At 65.3% G+C, this 21,729-nt stretch carries 16 protein-coding genes; 12 read left to right on the forward strand and 4 right to left on the reverse strand.

From position 1 onward, the window contains the following. Nucleotides 1-24: 24 nt before the first annotated feature. The 3 genes from ACO07H_RS10425 to lptF are packed head-to-tail and all read right to left on the reverse strand — an operon-like array spanning nt 25 to nt 2,617. Complete coding sequence (locus ACO07H_RS10425; protein ID WP_422013778.1) at nt 25-393, reverse strand: sirohydrochlorin chelatase; 369 nt, start codon at nt 391-393, stop codon at nt 25-27. Then, nucleotides 393-1,520: an LPS export ABC transporter permease LptG gene (lptG, locus tag ACO07H_RS10430; protein WP_422013780.1), complete on the reverse strand. Its 1,128-nt coding sequence runs from the start codon at nt 1,518-1,520 to the stop codon at nt 393-395. The genes ACO07H_RS10425 and lptG overlap by 1 nt, the downstream gene beginning before the upstream one ends. Further along, a complete protein-coding gene (lptF, locus tag ACO07H_RS10435; protein ID WP_422013782.1) occupies nt 1,517-2,617 on the reverse strand; it encodes an LPS export ABC transporter permease LptF in 1,101 nt (366 codons plus the stop codon). Before lptF ends, lptG begins: the two co-directional genes overlap by 4 nt. A 28-nt stretch (nt 2,618-2,645) precedes the next feature. Here lptF and ACO07H_RS10440 point away from each other — a divergent pair, with 28 nt between their 5' ends. The 9 genes from ACO07H_RS10440 to ACO07H_RS10480 all read left to right on the forward strand — a co-directional run bounded on the left by ACO07H_RS10440 (nt 2,646) and on the right by ACO07H_RS10480 (nt 16,468). Continuing rightward, nucleotides 2,646-4,109, forward strand: a complete 1,464-nt coding sequence (locus ACO07H_RS10440; protein ID WP_422013784.1) for a leucyl aminopeptidase — start codon at nt 2,646-2,648, stop codon at nt 4,107-4,109. A 101-nt stretch (nt 4,110-4,210) separates the two neighbouring features. Beyond that, on the forward strand, nt 4,211-4,639 hold the full coding sequence (locus tag ACO07H_RS10445) for a DNA polymerase III subunit chi (protein ID WP_422013786.1): 429 nt from the start codon (nt 4,211-4,213) through the stop codon (nt 4,637-4,639). 127 nt (nt 4,640-4,766) lie between these two features. Next, nucleotides 4,767-5,909: a branched-chain amino acid ABC transporter substrate-binding protein gene (locus tag ACO07H_RS10450; protein ID WP_422013788.1), complete on the forward strand. Its 1,143-nt coding sequence runs from the start codon at nt 4,767-4,769 to the stop codon at nt 5,907-5,909. A 688-nt stretch (nt 5,910-6,597) separates the two neighbouring features. Further along, entirely contained in the window at nt 6,598-7,986 is a 1,389-nt protein-coding gene (locus ACO07H_RS10455; protein WP_422013790.1) for a TIGR03013 family XrtA/PEP-CTERM system glycosyltransferase, read from the forward strand. A gap of 63 nt (nt 7,987-8,049) precedes the next feature. Then, on the forward strand, nt 8,050-10,203 hold the full coding sequence (prsK, locus tag ACO07H_RS10460) for an XrtA/PEP-CTERM system histidine kinase PrsK (protein WP_422013792.1): 2,154 nt from the start codon (nt 8,050-8,052) through the stop codon (nt 10,201-10,203). After that, nucleotides 10,200-11,561 carry a PEP-CTERM-box response regulator transcription factor gene (prsR, locus tag ACO07H_RS10465; RefSeq protein ID WP_422013794.1) on the forward strand — a complete coding sequence of 454 codons (1,362 nt, stop codon included), beginning with the start codon at nt 10,200-10,202 and terminating at the stop codon, nt 11,559-11,561. The genes prsK and prsR overlap by 4 nt, the downstream gene beginning before the upstream one ends. Further along, a complete protein-coding gene (gene prsT, locus ACO07H_RS10470; RefSeq protein WP_422013796.1) occupies nt 11,558-14,353 on the forward strand; it encodes an XrtA/PEP-CTERM system TPR-repeat protein PrsT in 2,796 nt (931 codons plus the stop codon). Before prsR ends, prsT begins: the two co-directional genes overlap by 4 nt. 55 nt (nt 14,354-14,408) lie before the next feature. Further along, nucleotides 14,409-15,692 (forward strand): GNAT family N-acetyltransferase, encoded by a 1,284-nt coding sequence (locus ACO07H_RS10475; RefSeq protein WP_422013798.1) that lies wholly within the window; start codon nt 14,409-14,411, stop codon nt 15,690-15,692. Nucleotides 15,693-15,781: 89 nt separating this feature from the next. After that, complete coding sequence (locus ACO07H_RS10480; protein WP_422013800.1) at nt 15,782-16,468, forward strand: S1 family peptidase; 687 nt, start codon at nt 15,782-15,784, stop codon at nt 16,466-16,468. A 203-nt stretch (nt 16,469-16,671) separates the two neighbouring features. Here the strand turns inward: ACO07H_RS10480 and ACO07H_RS10485 are convergent, their stop codons facing one another. Then, nucleotides 16,672-17,412: a PEP-CTERM sorting domain-containing protein gene (locus ACO07H_RS10485; RefSeq protein WP_422013802.1), complete on the reverse strand. Its 741-nt coding sequence runs from the start codon at nt 17,410-17,412 to the stop codon at nt 16,672-16,674. 230 nt (nt 17,413-17,642) lie between these two features. Between ACO07H_RS10485 and ACO07H_RS10490 the strand changes: the two genes are divergently transcribed. From ACO07H_RS10490 to ACO07H_RS10500, 3 genes are all read left to right on the forward strand, one after another. After that, nucleotides 17,643-19,235 carry an FAD-binding oxidoreductase gene (locus tag ACO07H_RS10490; protein ID WP_422013804.1) on the forward strand — a complete coding sequence of 531 codons (1,593 nt, stop codon included), beginning with the start codon at nt 17,643-17,645 and terminating at the stop codon, nt 19,233-19,235. A gap of 191 nt (nt 19,236-19,426) precedes the next feature. After that, nucleotides 19,427-20,074: an XrtA/PEP-CTERM system exopolysaccharide export protein gene (locus ACO07H_RS10495; protein ID WP_422018626.1), complete on the forward strand. Its 648-nt coding sequence runs from the start codon at nt 19,427-19,429 to the stop codon at nt 20,072-20,074. A 65-nt stretch (nt 20,075-20,139) separates the two neighbouring features. Next, nucleotides 20,140-21,729 carry an XrtA system polysaccharide chain length determinant gene (locus ACO07H_RS10500; RefSeq protein ID WP_422013806.1) on the forward strand — a complete coding sequence of 530 codons (1,590 nt, stop codon included), beginning with the start codon at nt 20,140-20,142 and terminating at the stop codon, nt 21,727-21,729.

Below are 21,729 nucleotides of genomic sequence, written 5' to 3' on the forward strand. Positions count from 1 at the left end.
CTGAGCTGCTGACGCGGGGGTGTTTCATTCGAGTGTGCCGAGGCAGGCGTCGCACATGGCTTGAAGTACGGCGTCGTGCTCGCCGAGCGCAGGGTGCAACCGCCATTCAACGGCGTGGCCGTGGCGTGCGCGCAGATGATCCAGCAGCGGCGGGATGTCGCGCCGCACATGGCCGCCGGTGCCGAGGAACAGGGGCAGTACGTGCACGCGTGTGCAGCCGGCGGCTACGAGCGTCTCGGCGGCCGCCTCGACGCCGGGCGACATGAATTCCAGGTAGGCCAGTGCGAGCGGGGTGTCGGGCCTTGCGGCGCGCAAGCGCGCGGCGACGAGCTCGAAGGGCTTCGCCCAGGCCGCGTCCCGGGCACCATGGGCAAACAGCAGCAGGCCGTCCATCAGCGGTAGCGCACGAGCCATGTGAACGCGGCCATCGACAAGCCGAGGTAGAGCAGGCTGGGCGTCGCAGCCACGACCCACGGTGTCCAGTTCTTCAGCAGGCCCAGGTGGCCAGCCACGTTGTTCAGCAGCACGAAGCTGATGCCCAGCATGATGCCGCCGAACACCTTGATGCTGATGCCGCCCGAGCGGCCATGCAGGTAGGCGAACGGCAGCGCCAGCGCCACCATGACGAAGCAGGCGAAGGGGTAGAACGCCTTGCGCCAGAACTGGATGTTGTGGGCCTGGGCCGACTGCTCCTGCGCCGACAGATGCTTGATGTAGCGGTACAGCTCCAGCGTGGACATCGACATAGCCGGCAGCACGGCGGCGGCGATGACGCCGGCATGCAGCGAGCTCTTCCAGTCCAACTGGTCGAGCTGCTGCTCGCTGACGACCACATCGCCCACCGGGCTGGCCGACGCCGATGTGCCGGGGTTCCAAAGGGTGCGCTTGACGGCCTGCAGATGCCACAGGCCCTGCGCGTTCACGTCGACCTTCTCGGCCTCGGTGCGCGACATCAGCCGGCCTTCGGCGTCGAACTCGTAGATGCGCACGTCCTCCAGCTGTCCCCCGGAGCCCACGCGCCCGACCTTGACCGAGTAGCTTCGGTCCTGTCCATCGACCTTCTGGTGGTCCTTCAGCCAGGCGCCACGACTGACGGGATTGGCGTCGTGGCTGAAGCGGGCGCGCATGTCATCGCCCTCGCGTTCGAACTGCGGCGCGACGTAATCACCTACGACGAAGGTCAGCACCGCGAATACGGCCGCGAGGCCGGCCAGCAGCGTGAGCGCGCGCGCCGGGCCGAGACCGCCGGTGCGCAGGATGGTGAACTCGCTGCTCTGCGCGAGGCGCGCCAGCGCGACGATGGCGCCGATCAGCACGGCGATGGGAAACAGCTCGTAGAAATGGCCGGGCAGTTCCATCAACGCCAGCACCGCGGCCTTGCCGCCACCGGCGCCGACGCGGGCCATGCGTTCAAGCTCGTCGACGAAGTCGATGAAGAAGAACAGCGACAGGAAGGCCACGGCGACCAGCAGCACGGAGCCGGTGATGTCCTTGTAGAGCAGGCGGCGCACGGTCCTCATGTGGCGGCCTTCTTCTGCAGCCGCCGCCGCAGGCAGAAGCGGTTGCCGTTGTCGCGCAGCCAGATGACGGACAGGGCCAGCACGAAAGCCGTGCCATGCACGCCGAGCAGCGCCTGCGGCAGCCCGGCGCGGCCGTTGCCCACCCAGGACTGCGACAGGTTGATGAGGTTGAAGTAGACGATGAAGGCCAGCAGCGCGAACAGCAGGTTCCAGTTGCTGGCGCGGCGCGGGTTGGACGCCGACAGGCCCACGCCCAGCAGCGCCATGTTGATGCCGCCCAGGATCATGCCGAAGCGCCATGTCAGCTCGCCCTGGTTCTTGGGTGTGGGCAGGCGCAGCAGGTCCAGCGTGGCCATGGCCTTGGGCGGCAACTGGCTGGCGTTGGCCAGCACCTGCGTGTCGGTCATGACGTGGTACTGCTCGAACCGGGCCAGGCTCTTGTCTCCGGTCTTGAGCTGGGTCTCGTTGCGCTGGCCATGGTCCAGCACCAGGAAGCGGTCATCGCCTTCCATCTCCAGCCGGCCGCGCGCGGAGGTGGTGATGGATTCGCGCTCGTTCTGGTTGGCCAGGATGAAGACGTTGCGGCCCGTGGCGGCGTTGTCGCCATCGCGCTCGATGAAGAACACGCGGCTGCCATCACGTGAGCTCTGGAACTGGCCCGGCGCGACGCGCGACAGGTCGCTGCGCTTCTGGTAGCGGTCGCGCAGCTCGGCGCTGTTCTGGTTGCCCCAGGGCCAGACCAGCAGTTCCAGCACGACCACGGCCAGCAGCACGGGCCAAGCCATGCGCAGCACCGGCCGCACGAAGCGCGCCAGCGGGATGCCGCTGGCAAACCAGATCGTCATCTCGGACTCGCGGTACAACCGGCCCAGCGTGATGACGACGGCGACGAACAGCGACAGGATCAGCATCGTCGCCAGGTGGGAGATGGTTGCGTATCCCATCAGGAGCAGCACGTCCTGCGGCGCCACGTTGCCGCCAGCGGCCTGGCCCAGCGTGCGGATCAGCGTCGACGTGAGCATGATGGTCAGGATGACCACGAGCGTGACGCCGAAGCTCTTGGCCAGCTCGGACCGCGTCGATGAATCGAATAACATCAAATCACTCTATCTACTTCTGGTCATTATGGACTTCAAGATTCAAACCGCAGAGCTCGATGGGCTCGCGGGCGCGGGCGCTGATGCGCTCGTCGTCGTGATCGGTGGCGAGGCGTTGCCCCAGGGTCTGGATGCCGTCGTCGCCAAGCATGTGCAAGCCGCGATCAAGCTCGGCGATTTCGCATTGAAAGCTGGCCAGGCCTTGACGCTGACCCATGCGGAAGGCATCAAGGCGCCGCGCCTTGTGCTGGCCGCCAGTGGCAAGTCGACGCTGGCTGCGGCACGCAGCGCGCTGGCTGCGGGCCTGGCGCAGATCAAGTCGCGCGGCGCCGTCAGCGCGGCCGTGGCCTTCGCCGGTTTTGGTGATGACCTCGCCGAATCCCTCGCCGAGCAGACGGCGCTGGCGGGCATGGAAGCCGTCTACGTCTACCGCCATACCAAGCCCAGCGCGCCTGCTGCACCCAAGCTGGCCAAGGTGGCGCTGCTGGTGGGCAAGGCCGGCTTGAAGGCCGCCAAGGCCGGCCTGCTGCGTGGCCAGGCCATCGCTGCCGGTGTGGAGCTGGCGCGCGAGTGCGCGAACCGCCCGGCCAACTACGCGACGCCGACCTACCTCGGTCAGGTCGTGCAAGGCCTGGGCAAGAGCCATGGCTTGAAGGTCGAGGTGCTGGACCGCAAGGCCGTCGAGAAGCTGGGCATGGGCAGCTTCCTGTCCGTCGCGCAGGGTTCGGATGAGCCGCTGCGCTTCATCGTCGCCCGCTACGACGGGGCGGCCAAGACGGTGGCGCCGGTCGTGCTGGTCGGCAAGGGCATCACGTTCGACACCGGCGGCATTTCGTTGAAGCCGGGCGCCGAGATGGACGAGATGAAGTTCGACATGGGCGGCGCGGCCAGCGTCATCGGCACGCTGCGCGCGGTGGCCGAGCTCCGCCCCAAGCTGAACCTCGTCATGATCGTGGCGGCTTGCGAGAACATGCCCAGCGGTCATGCGGTCAAGCCGGGCGACGTGGTGACGTCGATGTCGGGCCAGACCATCGAGATCCTGAACACCGATGCCGAAGGTCGCCTGATCCTGTGCGACGCGCTGACTTATGCCGAGCGCTTCAAGCCCGCGGTCGTGGTGGACGTGGCGACGCTGACCGGCGCCTGCGTCATCGCGCTGGGCGGCGTGCGCAGCGGCATGTACGCGAGCGACGACGAACTGGCGGCCTCGCTGACGGCGGCTGGCGACGCGGCGCTGGACCCGTGCTGGCGCATGCCGCTGGATGAAGACTACGCCGAAGGCCTGAAGAGCAACTTCGCCGATGTCGCCAACATCGCCGGCCGCGCGGGCGGGTCGATCACGGCCGCGAAGTTCCTGCAGCGCTTCGCCGGCAAGTACCGGTGGGGCCACCTGGACATCGCCGGCACGGCCTGGAAGGGCGGCGCGGCCAAGGGCTCGACGGGCCGCCCCGTGGGCCTGCTGACGCACTTCGTGCTGGGCTACGCGAAGTAAGTGGTGGGAATTCCTCAGCGGGCCGAGCGCCGGGCCGCCCCAAGCCGGCCCGCCATCCCCTCGGGGGATCGCCAGGCGTATCCGACGGCCGAGGGGCGGACATGACGCAGGTCAGCTTCTACAGTGACGCGGCCGACCCGTTGCACTACGCCTGCCGTCTGATCCGGCGCGCTCTCGCGTCGGGCAAGCCGGTCGGCGTGTGCATCCCAGCGACACAGGCGGCGCGCCTGGACGGGTTGCTGTGGAGCTTCGACGCGACGGAGTTCATCCCGCATCGGCGTTGGGACGGCCAGGACTCGCACAGACCGCCCGCACCGGGCGAGGTGCTGCTCGTGGACGACGCGGCGCAGTTGCCGCACCGCGGGCTGTTGCTGAACCTGGGCGACGAGATGCCGTCCGAGGCGCTGCACTTCGAGCGCGTGCTCGAAGTGGTCGGCACTGATCCCCAGCAGGTTCAGGCGGGGCGGGTGCGCTATCGCCACTACAAGCAGTCCGGCGCCAAGCTCGATCACTTCTCGGCGGCCGGTTGACCACTTGGCGTCCACGCTTTCCCGAATGAGGCCCCCCCGGATTTGGGGTATGTTCAATCGGTTGAAAACTCAGCAGTCGATAGCTGTTTTGTTGTTGTTCCTCTCTTTTCCAAACCGGAGTTGATCCATGCAAGTCAAGTTGAATTTGGTGGTGGGTGCCGTCGCCGCGCTGCTCAGCGGTGCCGCGATGTCCCAGGAGCTGGTCGTCAAGATCGGTCACGTTGCACCGACCAGCGGCGCGATTGCCCACCTGGGCAAGGACAACGAACTGGGTGCCCGTCTGGCCATTGAAGAACTGAACGCCAAGGGCGTCATGATCGGCGGCAAGAAGGCCAAGTTCGAACTGCTGGCCGAAGACGACGCCGGCGACCCGAAGCAAGGCACGGCTGCTGCCCAGAAGCTGGTGGACTCCAAGGTCAACGGCGTTGTGGGCCACCTGAACTCCGGCACGTCCATCCCGGCCTCCAAGGTGTACAGCGACGCGGGCATCCCGCAGATCTCGCCGTCGGCCACGAACCCGAAGTTCACCCGCAACGGCTACAAGACCACCTTCCGAGTCGTCGCTGACGACGTGCACCTGGGTGGCACGCTGGGCAAGTACTCGGTCGCGCAGCTCAAGGGCAAGTCCATCGCCGTCATCGACGACCGTACCGCCTACGGCCAGGGCGTCGCCGACGAGTTCGAGAAGGGCGTCAAGGGCGCTGGCGGCAAGGTCGTCGGTCGCGAGTTCACGAACGACAAGGCCACGGACTTCACCGCCATCCTGACCTCCCTGAAGGGCAAGAAGCCCGATGTGGTCTTCTTCGGCGGCATGGACGCCGTGGCCGGCCCGATGTTGCGCCAGATGAAGCAGCTCGGCATCGAAGCCAAGTTCATGGGCGGCGACGGCATCTGCACGGGCGAACTGCCCAAGCTGGCCGCTGGCACGATGGCTGACGGCCAGGTCGTCTGCGCCGAGGCCGGCGGTGTCGAAGGCGAAGCCAAGAAGGGAATGGACGACTTCCGCACCAAGTTCAAGTCCAAGTTCAACGTGGACGTGCAGATCTACGCGCCCTACGTCTATGACGCAGTGAACGTGCTGGCCGCGGCGATGGTCAAGGCTGGCTCTTCCGATCCGGCCAAGTACCTGCCTGTGCTGGCCAAGACGTCCGGCTACAAGGGCGTGACCGGCGTGATCTCCTTCGACGACAAGGGTGACATCAAGAACGGCGCCCTGACGCTCTACACCTACAAGGGCGGCGCTCGCGAGCAGCTCGCTGTGGTGCGCTGAGTTTTCGCTGCGACCCGGAATGCCCACTTCGGTGGGCATTTTTATTTTCTGAGAACCTGCCCGAGGCAGGTTCTATGCATTTGGGGCTTGATCGGGCGAAACACGGCTCCCGGTAACGTAAGCGTTATTTGACCCTCTGCTTTCGCGCCGCCGTGAATATTGCCGATGACAGGCGATACGTATCAATCGCCCAGCGTTTGGCGCTTTGGGAATCGCGCCGGCGGCTGTTCGGGCGCCCAAATCGAGACAGCTCTATCCCAAACAAATGGTTGTGCGTTTCGCACGTTTTGCGATGCCCGATGCAAGGTGCGTGGTGTCGCCGCGATGGACTTTCGGGTCTACTGCCGCCGGAGGCAAAACGCGCGAAACATCAGGTGAGCGCCGCCACCGCCACCCGACCCGAATTCAAGGGGCGGGCACCCTCCAAACGGGGGGCTTTCAAGGTGGGGTGGCGAAGGCATGATGCCGGCGCGATCAAGGTTGGTTCGCATGTCTGATGGGCGTCAAGCCACTGGCATCCACTGGCATCCACGGGCCAGCCGGACGGTCTCCTAGATAGCCTGCAGCAGTTGGGCACGCAAGTTGATGCTGTGGACGGCCAGTGCGCCGGGATGAATGGAAATCGATACTGTTTCGAATTTCGTTGATCGACTTGCACAGGCTTGGATACCGGCGATAGGGATCGGGAATGCAGATGATTCGGATATTCAACCACTACTTGCACAGGCAAACGTTGCTCCAGGTCTTTTTCGACCTCGGCCTGATTGTGTTTGCCGTCATCGCGGTGGTGCTCAGCCAAGGTGAAGCCGCACAAACGGCTCTGCCCTTCGCGGCTTCTCATGGCTTGTCGCTGGCTGGTTGCATGTTCGTCATCAATTCGGCGACGGGCTTCTACCAGCACGTTCACAACCGCTCGATCACTGAATCCTGCGCCCGGGCGCTGTTCGGCTTGTTGTTCGGGCTGCCGCTGGCTTATGCGATCTTCAGCCTGGTGCCTTCGGGTACCAGCCACCGTGACATGCTGACTCTGGTGGCCATGGCGGCGGTCGCGGCGGTCATGGTTCATCGCGTCTACGCAGCGCATTCCGGTACCCAGGCCCGCCTGCGCAGTCGCATCCTGATCTTCGGCACAGGTGCCGCGGCGCGCGCCGTCAGCAACACGCTGCGGGCGTCCGACCCTCATGCCCAGATCGTGGGCTACTACGCCGGTCCCAACGAGGACAAGCCGGAGGTCCCGCATGCCGAGATCATCAATGGCAGTGCCAACCTGACCGAGGCTGCGCTGCGGCATAACGTGGACGAGATCGTGGTCGCCTTGAGTGAACGCCGTGGTGGCAGCATGCCGCTGCGCCAGTTGCTCGACTGCAAGCTGTCCGGCGTGCGGGTGGTGGACATCGCGACGCATTTCGAGAAGACGCTGGCCCAGATCAACATCAAGCACGTCAATGCCGGCTGGCTGATTTTCGGCGATGGTTTCAGCCAGGGCATGCTGCGTGCAGCGATCAAGCGCGTTTGTGATGTCGTCTTTGCCGCTTTGATTTTGGCGGTGGCCTGGCCCATTATGCTGGCCACCGCGGTGATCATTCGTCTCGAGTCGCGAGGCCCGGTGCTGTACCGTCAAGAACGTGTGGGCCTGAACGGCGTACCCTTCAACGTCATCAAGTTCCGCAGCATGCGCACGGATGCCGAGAAGGACGGCAGGCCCCGTTGGGCGACCAAGAACGACGACCGCGTCACGCGTGTGGGGCGCTTCATCCGCAAGGTGCGCATCGACGAATTGCCACAGTTGTTCAACGTGCTCTGGGGCGAGATGAGCATGGTCGGACCGCGTCCGGAGCGTCAGTTTTTTGTCGACGAACTGGTCGGCAAGATTCCCTACTACGCTGTTCGGCACAGCGTGAAGCCGGGCGTCACCGGCTGGGCCCAGGTGCGCTATGAGTACGGCTCCACGATCGAAGATTCGGTGGAGAAGCTGCAGTACGACCTGTACTACGTGAAGAACCATTCGCTCTTCCTGGATCTTCTGATCATGCTGGAGACGGTTGCCGTCGTGCTGACCGGCAAGGGCGCCCGCTGACCGCTTGCCGAGCCCGGCGCCAGCGTCGATGCGTGAGGCGGCCTGGGCATGCTTGAATCTCGCATGCCATTCGCAGCTGAACTGGAATCTGCTCCTGGTGCCTGGGTCGGGGTGCTGTCCGCGCTCTCATCGTTGAGCAGCGTCGGCGATCTGGTCTGCTGCCTGGCCTATGGTCTGTTCGCCCTTCATTTCGCCGTCCGGCTGAGGCAGGGTCGACAGCCGGTGACGTCGCTGGCGCTGGTGTTCCTTGCGGCGCTGGCCGTGAGTTCGCTTTGGGCCGGCGTTGCGCTGGTCGATGCGCTCAGGCATTGGTCTGATCGACTGCCGGGATGGGTCGTGCCGGGGCTGGACCTGCTGCGTTTCAGCCTGTGGTTCGCGTTCATGCTGATGTTGTTGCCGCCCTCCCGGCGCAGCGGCGGCCTGGGCTGGATCCGTCCGTTTGCCATCGGCATCCTGCTGCTGCAGCTGGCCCTCATCGTTGTGGGCGAGTACCTCATGCCGGACAACCTGAGCCGGCCGCATGCCTTGCTGTCGCTTGCACTGGCGGTGCTCGGCCTGGTGCTGGTCGAGCAGATGCTGCGCAATTCGACAGCCGATGCACGCTGGAATGCCAAGCCCGTGTGCCTGGGGCTGGGCGCGATCTTCTTCTTCGACCTTTTCATCAACTCGCAGGCTGCGCTGTTCCAGCGTTTCGATGGCGATGCGGTCAGCGTGCGTTCGCTGGTTCATGCGGCGGCTGTTCCGCTGCTGTACGTGGCTTCCCGCCGGCACGCGAACTGGCTGGGCAAGCTGCATGTTTCCCGCGCGGCGGTCTTTCATTCAGCGACGCTCCTGCTCGTCGGTGCCTACCTGCTGGTGGTGGCCGGCGTCGGCTATTACGTGCGCTACACCGGCGGTCACTGGGGCAGGGCCTTGTCGGTGGCGCTGGTCTTCGTCGCGCTGGTTGCGCTCGCCCTGCTCGTGGCGTCCGGCTCCATGCGTTCGCGGCTGCGCGTCTACATCAGCAAGAATTTCTTCAGCTACCGCTACGACTATCGTGAGGAGTGGTTGCGATTCACCCAACTGCTGTCGGGCAGTGCTGAGACGCAGAACACCTCGGAGACCGTCGTGCGTGCGTTGGCCAATCTGGTCGAGAGCCCCAGCGGCATGCTTTGGATGCAACGCTCGGCAGGCGGCGACTTCATCCAGGCCGCACATTGGAATCTCCCCTCCGTGCAGGGTGGCGAGCCACGTGACGCATCGCTCGCGACCTTCTGGCGCGAGCGGGCCTGGATCGTGGATGTGGACGAATGGCGTGCACGGCGCGAAGCCTACCCAGGCTTGGAGCTGCCGGGCTGGCTCGCCGAAGAGTCGCGCTGCTGGCTGCTCCTGCCATTGCTCGTTCGCGAGTCGCTGATCGGGTTCATCGTGTTGGGCCGCCCGCGCGCCGTTGTCGAGCTGAATTGGGAGGTGCGCGACCTGCTGCGCACCGCCGCCAGCCAGGCTTCGGGCTACCTGGACCAGGCGCAGGTGACCGAGGCACTCCTGGAAGCTCGCAAGTTCGACGCCTTCAATCGCATGTCCGCGTTTGTCGTGCATGACCTGAAGAACATCGTCACGCAACTCTCGCTGATGATGAAGAACGCCAAGCGCTTGCGCGACAACCCGGAGTTCCAGCAGGACATGCTGGATACGGTGGAGAACTCGCTGGAGAAAATGCGTCAGCTCATGCTGCAGCTTCGCGAAGGCGACAAGCCGCACGGCGTGACCAGCGGTGTCGATCTTGAGCAGATCGCCAAGCGGCTGGCGGCAGCGGCGACCAGCAAGGGCCGCACGCTGGAGCTGCGTTTGCAACCCGGTGTCAGCACGCGCGGCCACGTGGAGCGCGTGGAGCGCGTGCTGGGCCACGTGGTGCAGAACGCCTTTGACGCCACACCGCTGAGCGGCTACGTCCGCTTGAGCCTGGACGCCGAAGGCAGCCAGGCTCGCGTTTGCGTGGAGGACAGTGGTTGCGGCATGAGCGAGGATTTCATTCAGAATCGCCTCTTCAAGCCGTTCCAGACCACCAAGGCCAGCGGTATGGGCATCGGCGCCCACGAGAGCTATCAATACGTACAGGAACTGGGAGGCAAGATCAGCGTGCAAAGCGAATTGAACCGGGGCACCACCGTGACCCTGCTGCTTCCCCTGTTCCACGCGCAGGCTGATGCTCCGCTGGCGGCCCTGGACGCTCGATGAGCACACCGCGCCACGCCCCGCTGTTGATCGTCGAGGACGATCTCGCGCTGCAGAAGCAACTCAAATGGTCGCTGGACCGCTTCGAATCCGTCACGGCCGACGACGTCGCCAGCGCGGTGCTGCAGTTCCGCCGGCACAACCCCGCGGTTGTCACGATGGACCTGGGCCTGCCGCCGGACCGTGACTCGGTCTCCGAAGGGTTCAGATGCCTGGAGAAGCTGCTGGAGCTGGACCCTGCGGCCAAGGTCATCGTGCTGACCGGCCAGAACGACCAGGACAACGCGCTGCGCGCCATCCGCATGGGCGCTTACGACTTCCTGGCCAAGCCGGTCGACCCCGACGTGCTCAGCCTGACCGTCGAGCGTGCGTACCGCCTCTACGAGCTGCAGCAGGAAAATCGTCGTTTGCAGATGCGCCAGAGCAGCGACGTGTTCTCGGGCCTCATCACGCGCGACCCGGGCATGCAGCGGGTGTGCCGCATGATCGAGAAGGTGGCGCCCAGCGACGCGACGGTGCTGCTGCTCGGCGAGAGCGGCACCGGCAAGGAGGTGCTGGCCCAGGGGCTGCACGACGCCTCCAAGCGCAAGGGTCGCTTCGTCGCCATCAACTGCGCGGCCATTCCCGAGACGCTGCTGGAGAGCGAGCTTTTCGGCTACGAGAAGGGCGCTTTCACGGGCGCGACCAAATCCACGCTGGGCAAGATCGAAACAGCCAACGGCGGCACGTTGATGCTCGACGAAATCGGCGATCTGCCCATGCCGCTGCAGGCGAAGCTGCTGCGCTTTCTGCAGGAACGCGTCATCGAGCGCGTGGGTGGCCGGCAAGAGATCCCGATCGACGTGCGCGTCGTCGGTGCCACCCACCAGGATCTCAAGGCACGCATCGCCGACGGTCGCTTCCGCGAAGACTTGTACTACCGACTGGCCGAGATCGTCGTCGAGATCCCGCCGCTGCGTGATCGTGTCGGCGATCCCGTGCTGCTTGCGCATGCGATTTCGCGCCGGTTTGCCACCGAGATGCGCCGCTCGGCGCCGACGCTCTCCGATGATGCAGTGAGGTCCTTGGAGGCCCATCGCTGGCCCGGCAACGTGCGTGAGTTGCAGAACATACTCAAGCGCGCCGTCATCATGTGCGAAGACGACCGCATCACGGCCGTGGACCTCGGCCTGCGCGCGGGGCCCCAGTCATCCGAAGACAGTGGGCTGCTGGACCTTCGTACCGTTCGCGAGAACGCCGAGCGTCAGGCCGTCATCACCGCGCTGGCGCGCACCGATGGCAACATCGTTCGCGCGGCGGAGCTTCTCGGCATCAGCCGACCGACCCTTTACGACATGATGAACCGGTTGCAGATCAAATGAAGAACGACAAGGTGCGCTTCGTCCCCGTCCGCCTGCTCGGTGTCGTGCTCGCGGCCTCCGTGCTGCTGGTGGGCTGCGGAGGGCAGTCCGCCACGCAGCTCGTTGAATCGGGCAAGGCGCGCATGCAGAAGAAGGAGTACAAGGCGGCGTCGATCGAGTTCAAGAACGCCCTGCAGAAGGACAGCTCCCTCGTCGAGGCGCGTTTCCTGCTCGGCAAGGCCCTGCTGGAGAGCGGCGACCCCCAGGGCGCGTGGGTGGAGCTGTCCAAGGCCCGCGAGGCGGGCTACAGCAACGACGAGCTGGTGCCGCCGATGGCCGCGACCCTGATCCTGCGCGGCCAGGTCGACAAGTTCGTCTCGGAGTACGCAGACGTCGAGCTGACCGTGCCCAAGCGCCAGGCTGAGCTGAAGGCCGCGCTGGCGACGGCCTACGGCGCCCAGGGCAAGTACGCGCTGGCCCGCACCGCAGCCGATGCCGCCCTGCAGGCCGACCCGAACAACGTCGTGGCCCAGCTCGCCGTCGCGCGGCTGCTGCTGATCAGCGGCGACAAGGCGGGCGCGCTGGCCCAGATCGAGCAGGCTCGCAAGGCGCAGCCCGATTCCGCCAGCCCCTGGCTCGCCAGGGCCGAGACGCTGCAGTTGTCCGGTGCGGATACCGCCGAAGTGATGGCGGCCTATCACGAGACGCTCAAGCGCGAGCCCACCAACCTGCAGGCCCACATCGCCATCTTCAGCCTGCTGTCGAAGCAGCGCGACCTGGCGGGGATGGACCAGCAACTGGCCGACCTGAAGAAGGCCGTGCCCGGGACGCCCTACATCAACTACTTCGGTGCCACGCTGGCGCTGGAGCGCAAGGACCTGAAGACGGCGCTGGAGAACGCCCAGCAGTTGCTGAAGATGGCGCCGGACAGCCCGCGCTTCCTGCACCTGGCGGGCGTGATCGAGTATGAGCGCGGCGCCTATCAGCAAGCAGCGGCCCACCTCGGCAAGGCCGTGTCCGTCGGGCCGCTGTCGCCCGTCGCGACCCGCACGCTGCTGGCGCGGTCGCTGCTGCGCGCTGGCGACCCGCGCAAGGCGCTGACGGCCGTGCAGCCGCTGCTCGACGCCAAGACGCCGCTGCCGGCCGACGTGTATTCGGTCGCCGCGGACGTCTACCTGCAGCTCGGCAATGGCGAGGCGGCCAAGAAGATGTATGCGAGCGCCGTCAAGGCCAATCCGGGCGACGCGCGCGGGCGCACCGCGCTCGCGCTCGCCGAAATCAGCGAAGGCCGCACCGAGCGGGCGATGACCGAGCTGAAGTCGATTGCTGCGTCGGCCGATGGCGCCAACGAAGCCGAGATCGTCATGGTCATGGCCCATATCCGCAGCGGCCGCTTCAACGACGCGCTCACGGTGCTCGACGCGATGGAGCGCAAACAGCCGGGCAAGCCGCAGGCACCGTTCTTCCGAGGCCGTATCGAGCAGTCGCTCGGGCACCGTGACAAGGCGCGCGAGCTGTACGAGCAGTCGATCAGCCGCCAGCCCTCCTACCTGCCTGCGACCATGGCGGTGGCGGCCCTCGACCAGGAGGATGGCAAGCCTGCCGTCGTGGTGAGCCGCTTTGAAAAGCTGGTTGCTGCCGATCCGCTGTCGGCCAATGCCTTGATGGCGCTGATTTCCGCACGGGCCCGAGCCGGCGCGAAGGCCGACGATATCCAGGCGCAGCTGGAGGCCGCCGTCAAGCGCTTCCCCGATGCCGACTCGCCGCGCCTGGCGTTGGTGGCCAACCTGCTGGAGCGTGGCGAGCCCAAGGCGGCGCTGCAGGCCGCCACCGAAGGTGTGGCGCGCTTTCCTGAAGATCCGAAGTTCGTGGAGGTCCAAGGCCTGGCCGAACTGGCTGCGGGCGACTTGAATCAGGCGGCGCAGTCGTTCAGCAAGATGGCGGCTCTGCAACCGAATTCGGTGGGGCCGCTGATGCGCATGGTCGACGTGCACGCCGCGCGCAAGGACGTGCCGGCGGCGATCAGCCAGTTGCGCAAGGTGTTGGTCGTCAAGCCCGACTACCTGCCGGCTCAGGTCCGCCTGGTCACGCTGCTCTCGCGCTCCAACAAGATGGATGAAGCGCTGGCGCTGGCAAAGGGTATCCAGGCCCAGTCCCCTGGTGAGCCGCAGGGTTGGACCTTCGAGGGCGACCTGCAAGCCTCCAAAGGCAACGGTGCGGCGGCCATCTCGGCCTTCAAGACCAGTTTCGCCAAGCGTCCGGCGGAGGAAACGGTGCTCAAGCTGCACCGCGCGCTGATTGTTGCCGGGCAGACCGCCGAGGCAGACAAGCTCGAGGCGGACTGGCTGTCCAAGCATCCTGATGCGTCGATGTTCAGCCTCTACCTCGGTGACCAGGCCATGTCCCGCAAGGACTTTGCCCGCGCCGAGCCACATTACCGCAGGGTGCTTGCGATCCAGCCTGCCAACGTGATCGCCCTCAACAACCTCGCCTGGCTGCTGCACCGTTCGGGCAAGCCGGGTGCGCTGGAGATGAGCGAGAAGGCCTTGGCTTTGGCCCCCAATTCCGATGCTGTCCTCGATACCGTCGCAGAGATTCAAGCGGCCGCGGGACACCTCGACAAGGCCCTGACGATGCAGAGGCGCGCCATCCAGCTCGCGCCCGAGCAGCCCATGCATCGCCTGCATCTGGCGCAGTACCTGGTGACAAATGGCCAGAAGGCGCAAGCCAAGCAGGAGTTGCAGGCACTGGCCGAACTGGGCACAAGCTTCCCGCGCCAGGATGAGGTCCAAAAGCTCCTGGCCTCGCTGTAGCCCCATGATGCCTAACGGACCGTTTGTCCTCCTCCTCCCGTAGGATCGATCCGGCATGCAGATCAAGCAAGCAAGTTTCAGGAAGCGCCTGCATCAGTTGATGCGGCGGGCCTTCGCACGCCTGCCGCGAGACACGCGGCATGGCATCTATCGCAGCATGATCGATTGCGACCCGGCACCCGACCCGCGGCTGGAACTCAAGGTTGCCGAGACCCGCGAGGAACTGGAGGACTGCTTTCGCATCCTGCATGACGCCTACGTCGCCAGCGGCTTCATGAAACCGTCGCCATCGGGCCTGCGCGTGACCATGTATCACGCGCTGCCGACGACGACGACGCTGTGCGCCAAGTACGAGGGCCGCGTCGTTGGCACGATGTCGATGATCCGTGAAGGCGTGTTTGGTTTCCCGTTGCAGTCGGTCTTCGACCTCAGCAAATTGCGCGCCAAGCAGGGGCAGATCGCCGAGATCTCGGCGCTCGCCGTGCACCCGGATTTCCGCAAGACGGGCGGTGCCATCCTGTTCCCGCTGATGAAGTTCATGTACGAGTACTGCACCGAGTACTTCGACACGCGCCACCTCGTGATCGCCGTCAACCCGGACAAGATCGAGCTCTACGAGTCGCTGCTGTTCTTCGAGCGCCTGCAGGAGAACGTCGTCGACAAGTACGACTTTGCCAACGGCGCACCGGCGGTTGGTGCAACGCTGGACCTGCCGGTCGCCAAGGAGATATTCCGGCGCGTCTACGGCAAGCGCAAGGACCGCAAGAACCTGCACCGCTACTTCGTCACGCTGCGCTTGGCGAACATCAAGCTGCCCAAGCGCCGCTACTTCACGACCAACGACCCGGTGCTGACGCCCGCCATCCTCGATCATTTCTTCAATCAGCGCAGCAAGGTCTTCGAGGAGCTCGACGACCGCCGCAAGGCGCTGCTGTGGTCGATCTACGACCAGCCCGAGTTCCGCGCCGTGCTGCCGATGATGAGCGGCTCGGCGACGGGATTCCATCCGATGCGGCGCCATCAACGCTTCTCGCTGCGCTGCCCGGCCGAGTTGCGCCTGCGCGTCGAGGGCGGCGAGCGCGCCATCGTGATGACGGTCATCGAGATTTCGCTGTCGGGCTTCCAGGCCCAGTCCAGGCTGGACATCCCCGTCGGGGCAGAGGGCTTGGTCAGGGTTGAACTGGGCAGCCAGGACAAGGCGACGCTCGATGTGACGGTGATGCGCCACCACCATACCGACACTGGCGAGTTCTATGGTTTCAAGCTCGAAGAGCCCGACGAGGTCTGGCGCCGCGCGGTCAGCGCGCTGGAAACCGAGCATGTCGCGGGCGACCTGTGAGGGCTGAGCGCCGGCGTCTGCTGGGCTTGGGGGCCGCTGCACTGGCCTGCATGAGTGCTGGCGTTCGCGCCGGCACGCTGCCTGACCTGGTGGCGCGCGCCAAGCGCTCCGTCGTCCTCGTCGGCAGCTACGGGTTGATGGACAACCCTCGCTTCGGCTTCCGCGGCACCGGCTTCGTCGTGGCCGGCGGGCTTCATGTGCTGACCAACGCGCACGTGATTCCCGAGGAAACGCCAGGCAGGATTGATCGCAGCATCGCCGTCCAGGTCTGGACGCCCGAACTGCAATGGGTGATGCGCGCGGCCAAGCTGGTCAGCAAAGACATCGCCCATGATCTGGCGCTGCTGCAGATCGACGGGCCGCCGGTGCCGGCGCTGCGCCTGGCCGTGACAGAAGCGCCCGAAGGCACGGCCATCGCCCTGATCGGTTTCCCCATCGGCGGTGCTTTGGGCTATTCCCACGTGACCCATCGGGGCATCGTGTCCGCCCGCACGGCCATCGTGCCCCCCGCTACCGGTCCGCAGGGCCTCAGCGAGCGGGCGGTGAGGCAATTGCGGCAGGGTGCCTTCGAAGTCGTGCAGCTCGACGCCACGGCTTACCCGGGCAACAGTGGTGGCCCGGTCATCGACGTCGAGACAGGTGACGTCGTGGGCGTCGTCAGCATGGTGCTGGTCAAAGGCACCAAGGAGTCCGCGCTCAGCGCGCCGAGCGGCATCAGCTATGCCGTTCCCGTGCGGGATGCCGCGGCGATGCTCGCCGTTGTGGAGGCGCGCTGATTTCAGTGGGCCGTCGGTCACTGCAATCCAGGCAGCGAAAGCGGCGAGGCTTCAAGCGTGAGGCAGGCTCATTTCTGGTCGGTGTCCTGACCGCTTGCGCGCTGAGGGGCTGTCTAAGCCCGTCACGGATCACATACAGAGAGCCAATAAAAAACCCCGCCGAAGCGGGGTTTGTGCGATCAGCGAAGCGAGGTCGCCGCTGATTACTTGGCTTGGCGACGGCGGCTGACGAAGCCCACGCCAGCCAGGGCCAGACCGACCAGCGCGACGGACGTCGGCTCGGGCAGCGCGGTTGCTTCGATGGTGGCAGACCAGGTGTTGTTGCCCAGTGCGCCGCCGCCCAGGATCGTGGCCGCAATCTCGGCAACGGTCGTGTTGGTGAACTGTGCGCTGAAAATGCCCGTCCACTTGGTGATGTCATCACCAGCGTTGCAAGTGCCGCTCAGGTTCAGGTCATCGCAGGCGGTGCCGTAGATCGTCATCGTGACGCCCACGTTGGTGCCTTGCTGCGTCAGCACGAAGGGCGAAATGCCCAGGTAGCCGGGGACCAGGTAGGTCGCGTCGAAAATCCAGTTCGGCTGAGCAGCGAACGTCAGGAAATTGTGGACATTCGTCACCGTGCCGAGCGGGAATGCGTTGCCGGTGTCACCAGGCAGGATGGCCGGATCGGCCATGTCGCGGATGGTGCCGAGGGACAGTTGCGGCGTGCCGGTCAGGAAGGAGCCCGTGCGCGTGTTGATGACGCGGAAATCGCCGGTCGTGATGTTGGCGCCGTTCGGGGGGGGATCGATGTTGGTCGGATCGTTGTTCCAGTCCACACTGCCGTTGCGCACGATGACCTGACCGATGGTCAGGTTGGCGATGCCGACGATAGGCGTGGCGGAAGCGAGCGTCGTCGCTGCGAGGGCGGCGGCAGCAAACAGCGTCTTCAGGGTCTTGCTCATTTGAATCTCCTTGATTCACTTGCTAGAAGTTGGGGCGCTGCCCCGGACGATGTGTACTAAGCAGGGAGCGTGCCAGTTTCTTGAGCGGCGCATTTTGTCTTTTAAAAACAATGTGTTGGCGAGCTGCTCCATGATGCGCCGCCGCTGCTTTGTGGTGATCGAGGCGGTCGCTGTAAAGTCCACCGACAGTGACAGGGGGGCGCGGAAATGAGGGTGATGTGGAGCAGTCTTTGAATCTGCATCGCGCGGCGCGGCGCGACACGGGCAATGTCACAGGTTGTGATCGGGGCGAACTGGAGTGCTGGCGACCGACGTCGGTGGGCGACGTGCAGGCCTGTGTGGAGCGCGCCCGGCGGGAGTCGCGGCCGCTCTATCCCGTCTCCACCGGCCTGAACTGGGGCTACGGCTCTGCCACGCCACCCCAGCCGGGGGCGGTGCTGCTGGACTTGAGCGGCATGAACCGCATCCGCAATGCGTCCGAGATTTCCACGACCCAGCCTGTTGCCGTCATAGAGCCGGGGGTGACCCAGCGTCAGTTGCAGGAGTTCCTGCGCGAGTTCCACCCCGGCCTGAGTTTCAATGTGACCGGCTCGTCCATGGATACCAGCATCCTGGGCAATGCCCTGGACCGCGGTGTCGGCTACCTCGGCCCACGTCGCGAAGACGTTTTCGGCTTGGAGATCGTCACCGGCCTGGGCGATCTGCTGAAAACCGGCTTTCGCCGCCTGGGTGAGGATTCGCCACTCGCACACACCCACCCCTACGGCCTGGGGCCGATGATGGACGGGCTGTTTTTCCAGGGCAATTTCGGCATCGTGACCAGTGCCTGCCTGAAGCTCTTGCCGCGCCCCGCGCGATCCGTCGCCGTCTCTCTGGCCCTGCGCGACGCTTCGAAACTGGCGCAGTTCCTCGATGGGCAGGCGCTGCTCAAGCGCCTCGGGGTCATGAGTGGCGTGACCCACGTGGGCAACCAGGCCCGCACGCGGGCCAGCATGATGTCGGGCATCAGCGACTATCTGAGTGCATCCTGCGGGTTGTCGGGCGCGGCCCTGGTGGCCGAGGCGGACCGGGCGCTCGCGACCGTGGCGCCGTATGAGTGGACGAGCCTGGGCGGTGTGGCGGGCAGCCCGGCCCAGGTCAAGGCGGCCGTCGCGGAGGTGAAGCGGGTGCTGGGCGGCATTGCCCGGCTGACCGTGGTGGACGACGCAAAGTTGGCGGGCGGATTCCGGCTGCTGCATCCTTTGCGCCGCATCTGGCCGTGGGCGCGGGCCAATGCTGCCGCGATCGCTGCCATTCGGCCCCTGCACGGCCTGGCCGACGGTCGCCCCACGGATGCGGCCATTGCCAATCTGCTGTGGCGATTCGGCCAGTCGCAGACGGCCGCGCGAAACCTGGATGACTCCCGCTGCGGCCTGATATTCATCAACCCAGCGCTCCCGATGGATGGCGCAGCGGTGGTGGGCGTCGTCGATGGCATGAAATCCGTGGCGGCGGGATTCGGCCACGAGTTGTATGTGACGCTGAATATTGAAACCACGACATCGCTGGTTGCCGTGGCCAATCTCCTGTTCGACCGCAGCGACGCCGTGGCGGTGGGGAATGCCCGGGCCTGTGCGAAAGCGGTGTGGGAATATTTACGCTCGCGTGGTCTGGAGGTGTATCGAGCGCGGGCGGACATGATGGAAGACATCGTCGATTCGCGAGATCCTTTCTGGCGCACTGTCTGGGGGCTCAAGTCGGTCTTCGATCCTGACAATCTGATCGCGCCCGGTCGGTACAACCTCGCCGACGCGCCGCAGACGCCAGGCGCAGCGGGCGTGTGAAAGTCCGCGTTGTACGCGCCGCGCCCCCGGTTTAGGTTGCCAGGCAAGGCGAGGCGCTATGGCATGATTCCAAGGCTTCAGCCTGGGACGCTGGCGACATGCTCGCCGTGATCCTGGCCCTCGATGAACAGACCCACAGAGGACTCGTCTTGAACACCATTCATGCTTCGAATGACAGCGGTGCGCAGTGGATGCCGGTTGGTAACGCGGCGAGTCGCCCCGGCCGGACTGGCCGGTTTTTTTCGGTGCAGTCTTTGGCTGGATTGGCGCTCGTGTTGTTGTCGGGTTGCGCCAGCACCAGCCATCCGGCAGCGCCCGTGACCGTTGCGAACGACGACTACAGCTACATCATTGGTGCTGGCGACAACCTCAACATCCAGGTCTGGCGCAACCCCGAGTTGTCCATGTCGGTGCCGGTCCGCCCTGACGGCAAGATCGCGGCGCCGCTGGTCGACGAGATGGTGGTCCAGGGCAAGACCTCCGTGCAGGTGGCGCGCGAGGTCGAGAAGCAGTTGGGCAAGTACGTGCGCGACCCGATCGTGACCGTCATCGTCACGGGTTTCATCGGCCCCTACAGCGAACAGATTCGTGTGGTCGGCGAGGCTGCAAAGCCGCAGTTCCTGCCGTACAAGCAAAAGATGACGGTGCTCGACGTGATGATCGCGGTCGGCGGTCTGACCGATTTCGCCGCCGGCAACAGCGCGACCATCCTGCGTACCGCTGAAGGCAACAAGCAGTATTCCGTGCGCTTGAAGGACCTCATCAAGCGCGGGGATGTGTCTGCCAATGTCGAGATGCGCCCGGGGGACATCCTCATCATTCCTCAGAGCCTGTTCTGAATGGTGGTGGCGGTCGGCCGATCGCTCGTTCGTCCCTGCGATAGATTTAACCGAGACTGTTCCCGATGGAATTGCTGATTGCTCAGCTGCTGATGATTGCCCGGCGGATGTGGAAATACCGCTGGGTCGGCCTGGGCGTGGCCTGGGTCGCGGGACTCATCGGTGCCGTGGTGGTGTTCGTCTTGCCCGACCGTTATGAAGCCAGCGCGCGGATCTATGTGGACACGCAGTCCATCCTGAAGCCGCTGATGTCGGGCCTGGCGATCCAGCCCAACGTCGAGCAGCAGGTGACGATGCTGAGTCGCACGTTGATCAGCCGCCCGAATGTCGAGAAGCTGGTCCGCATGGCGGACCTCGACCTGAAGAACCAGTCCAAGGCCCAGCAGGAGGCCACCATCGAGACGGTGACGAGCAACTTGTCCATCCAGAGCAGCGGGCGCGACAACCTCTACATCCTCGGCTACCGTGACAGCGACCCCGAGACCGCCAAGCGCGTGGTGCAGGCGCTGGTGTCCATCTTCGTCGAGTCCAGTCTCGGCCAGACTCGCCAGGGCACGTCGACGGCGACAACGTTCATCAATGAGCAGATCAAGGCCTACGAAACCAAGCTGGAAGAGGCGGAGACCCGCCTGAAGGAATTCCGGCTGAAGAATCTGTCCAGTGGCGCGGGCGACGGCAAGGATTCCGCCTCCCGCATCGCCGAGCTCTCGACCCAGCTCGAGCGCGCCAGGCTCGAATATCGCGAGGCGGTGAATGCCCGTGACGCGGCCAAGACGCAGCTGGAAGCGGAAAAAAACCGCGGCGGCGCGCAGACGACGGTGCAGAGCCTGATTCAGGAATCCACGGCCAACGTCAGCACGCCCGAGATCGATGCGCGCCTGGCCGACCAGCGCCGCAACCTGGACGCATTGCTGCAGCGCTACACGGACCAACATCCGGACATCGTCGCGACGCGCAAGCTCATCAAAGACCTGGAAGAGCAGCGCAAGCGCGAAGTCGCTGAACTGCGCAAGCAGGCGATGAACATGCCGACAGTGGCAGCCGCTCAGGGCGGCGGGAGTCTTGCCGTGCAAGAGATGGTGCGCCTGCTGGCGACGGCAGAGGTGCAGGTCGCGGCGCTGAGGGCGCGTGTCGACGAGTATTCGTCCCGTTATGCGCTGGCCATGTCAAGCATGAAGACGGCGCCGCAGGTTGAGGCGGAGGCGGCGCAGCTCAATCGCGATTACGCCATCCAGAAGCGCAACTATGAGGACCTCGTGCAGCGCCGCGAGCAGGCGTCGATTTCCGGAGAACTGGATGTCGCCTCCGGCGTTGCCGACTTCCGCGTCATCGACCCGCCACGCGCCAATCCCAAGCCTGTGGCGCCCAACCGTTTGCTGCTGCTCGCCGGCGCGATGGCCGGCGCGCTGGGCATCGGCATCTTCACGACGTTTGCGTCGAGTCAACTGCGACCGGTGTTTCATGACGTGAACGACCTGCGCGCCCGCGTTGAACTGCCCATCCTGGGCGTTGTGACGCGGTTGGTCACGGACGCTGACCGTGCGCGTCAGCGTGTGGATCTGGTCCGCTTTTCGGCAGGAGCCGGAGGTCTGTTGGTGATGTTCGCCATCGCGCTGACGGTGTTGGCCGTCCAACTGAGTCGGCAGGTGGTTTGA

Origin of the sequence: Roseateles sp. (assembly GCF_965229315.1) — a bacterium.
GTDB lineage: Bacteria > Pseudomonadota > Gammaproteobacteria > Burkholderiales > Burkholderiaceae_C > Pelomonas.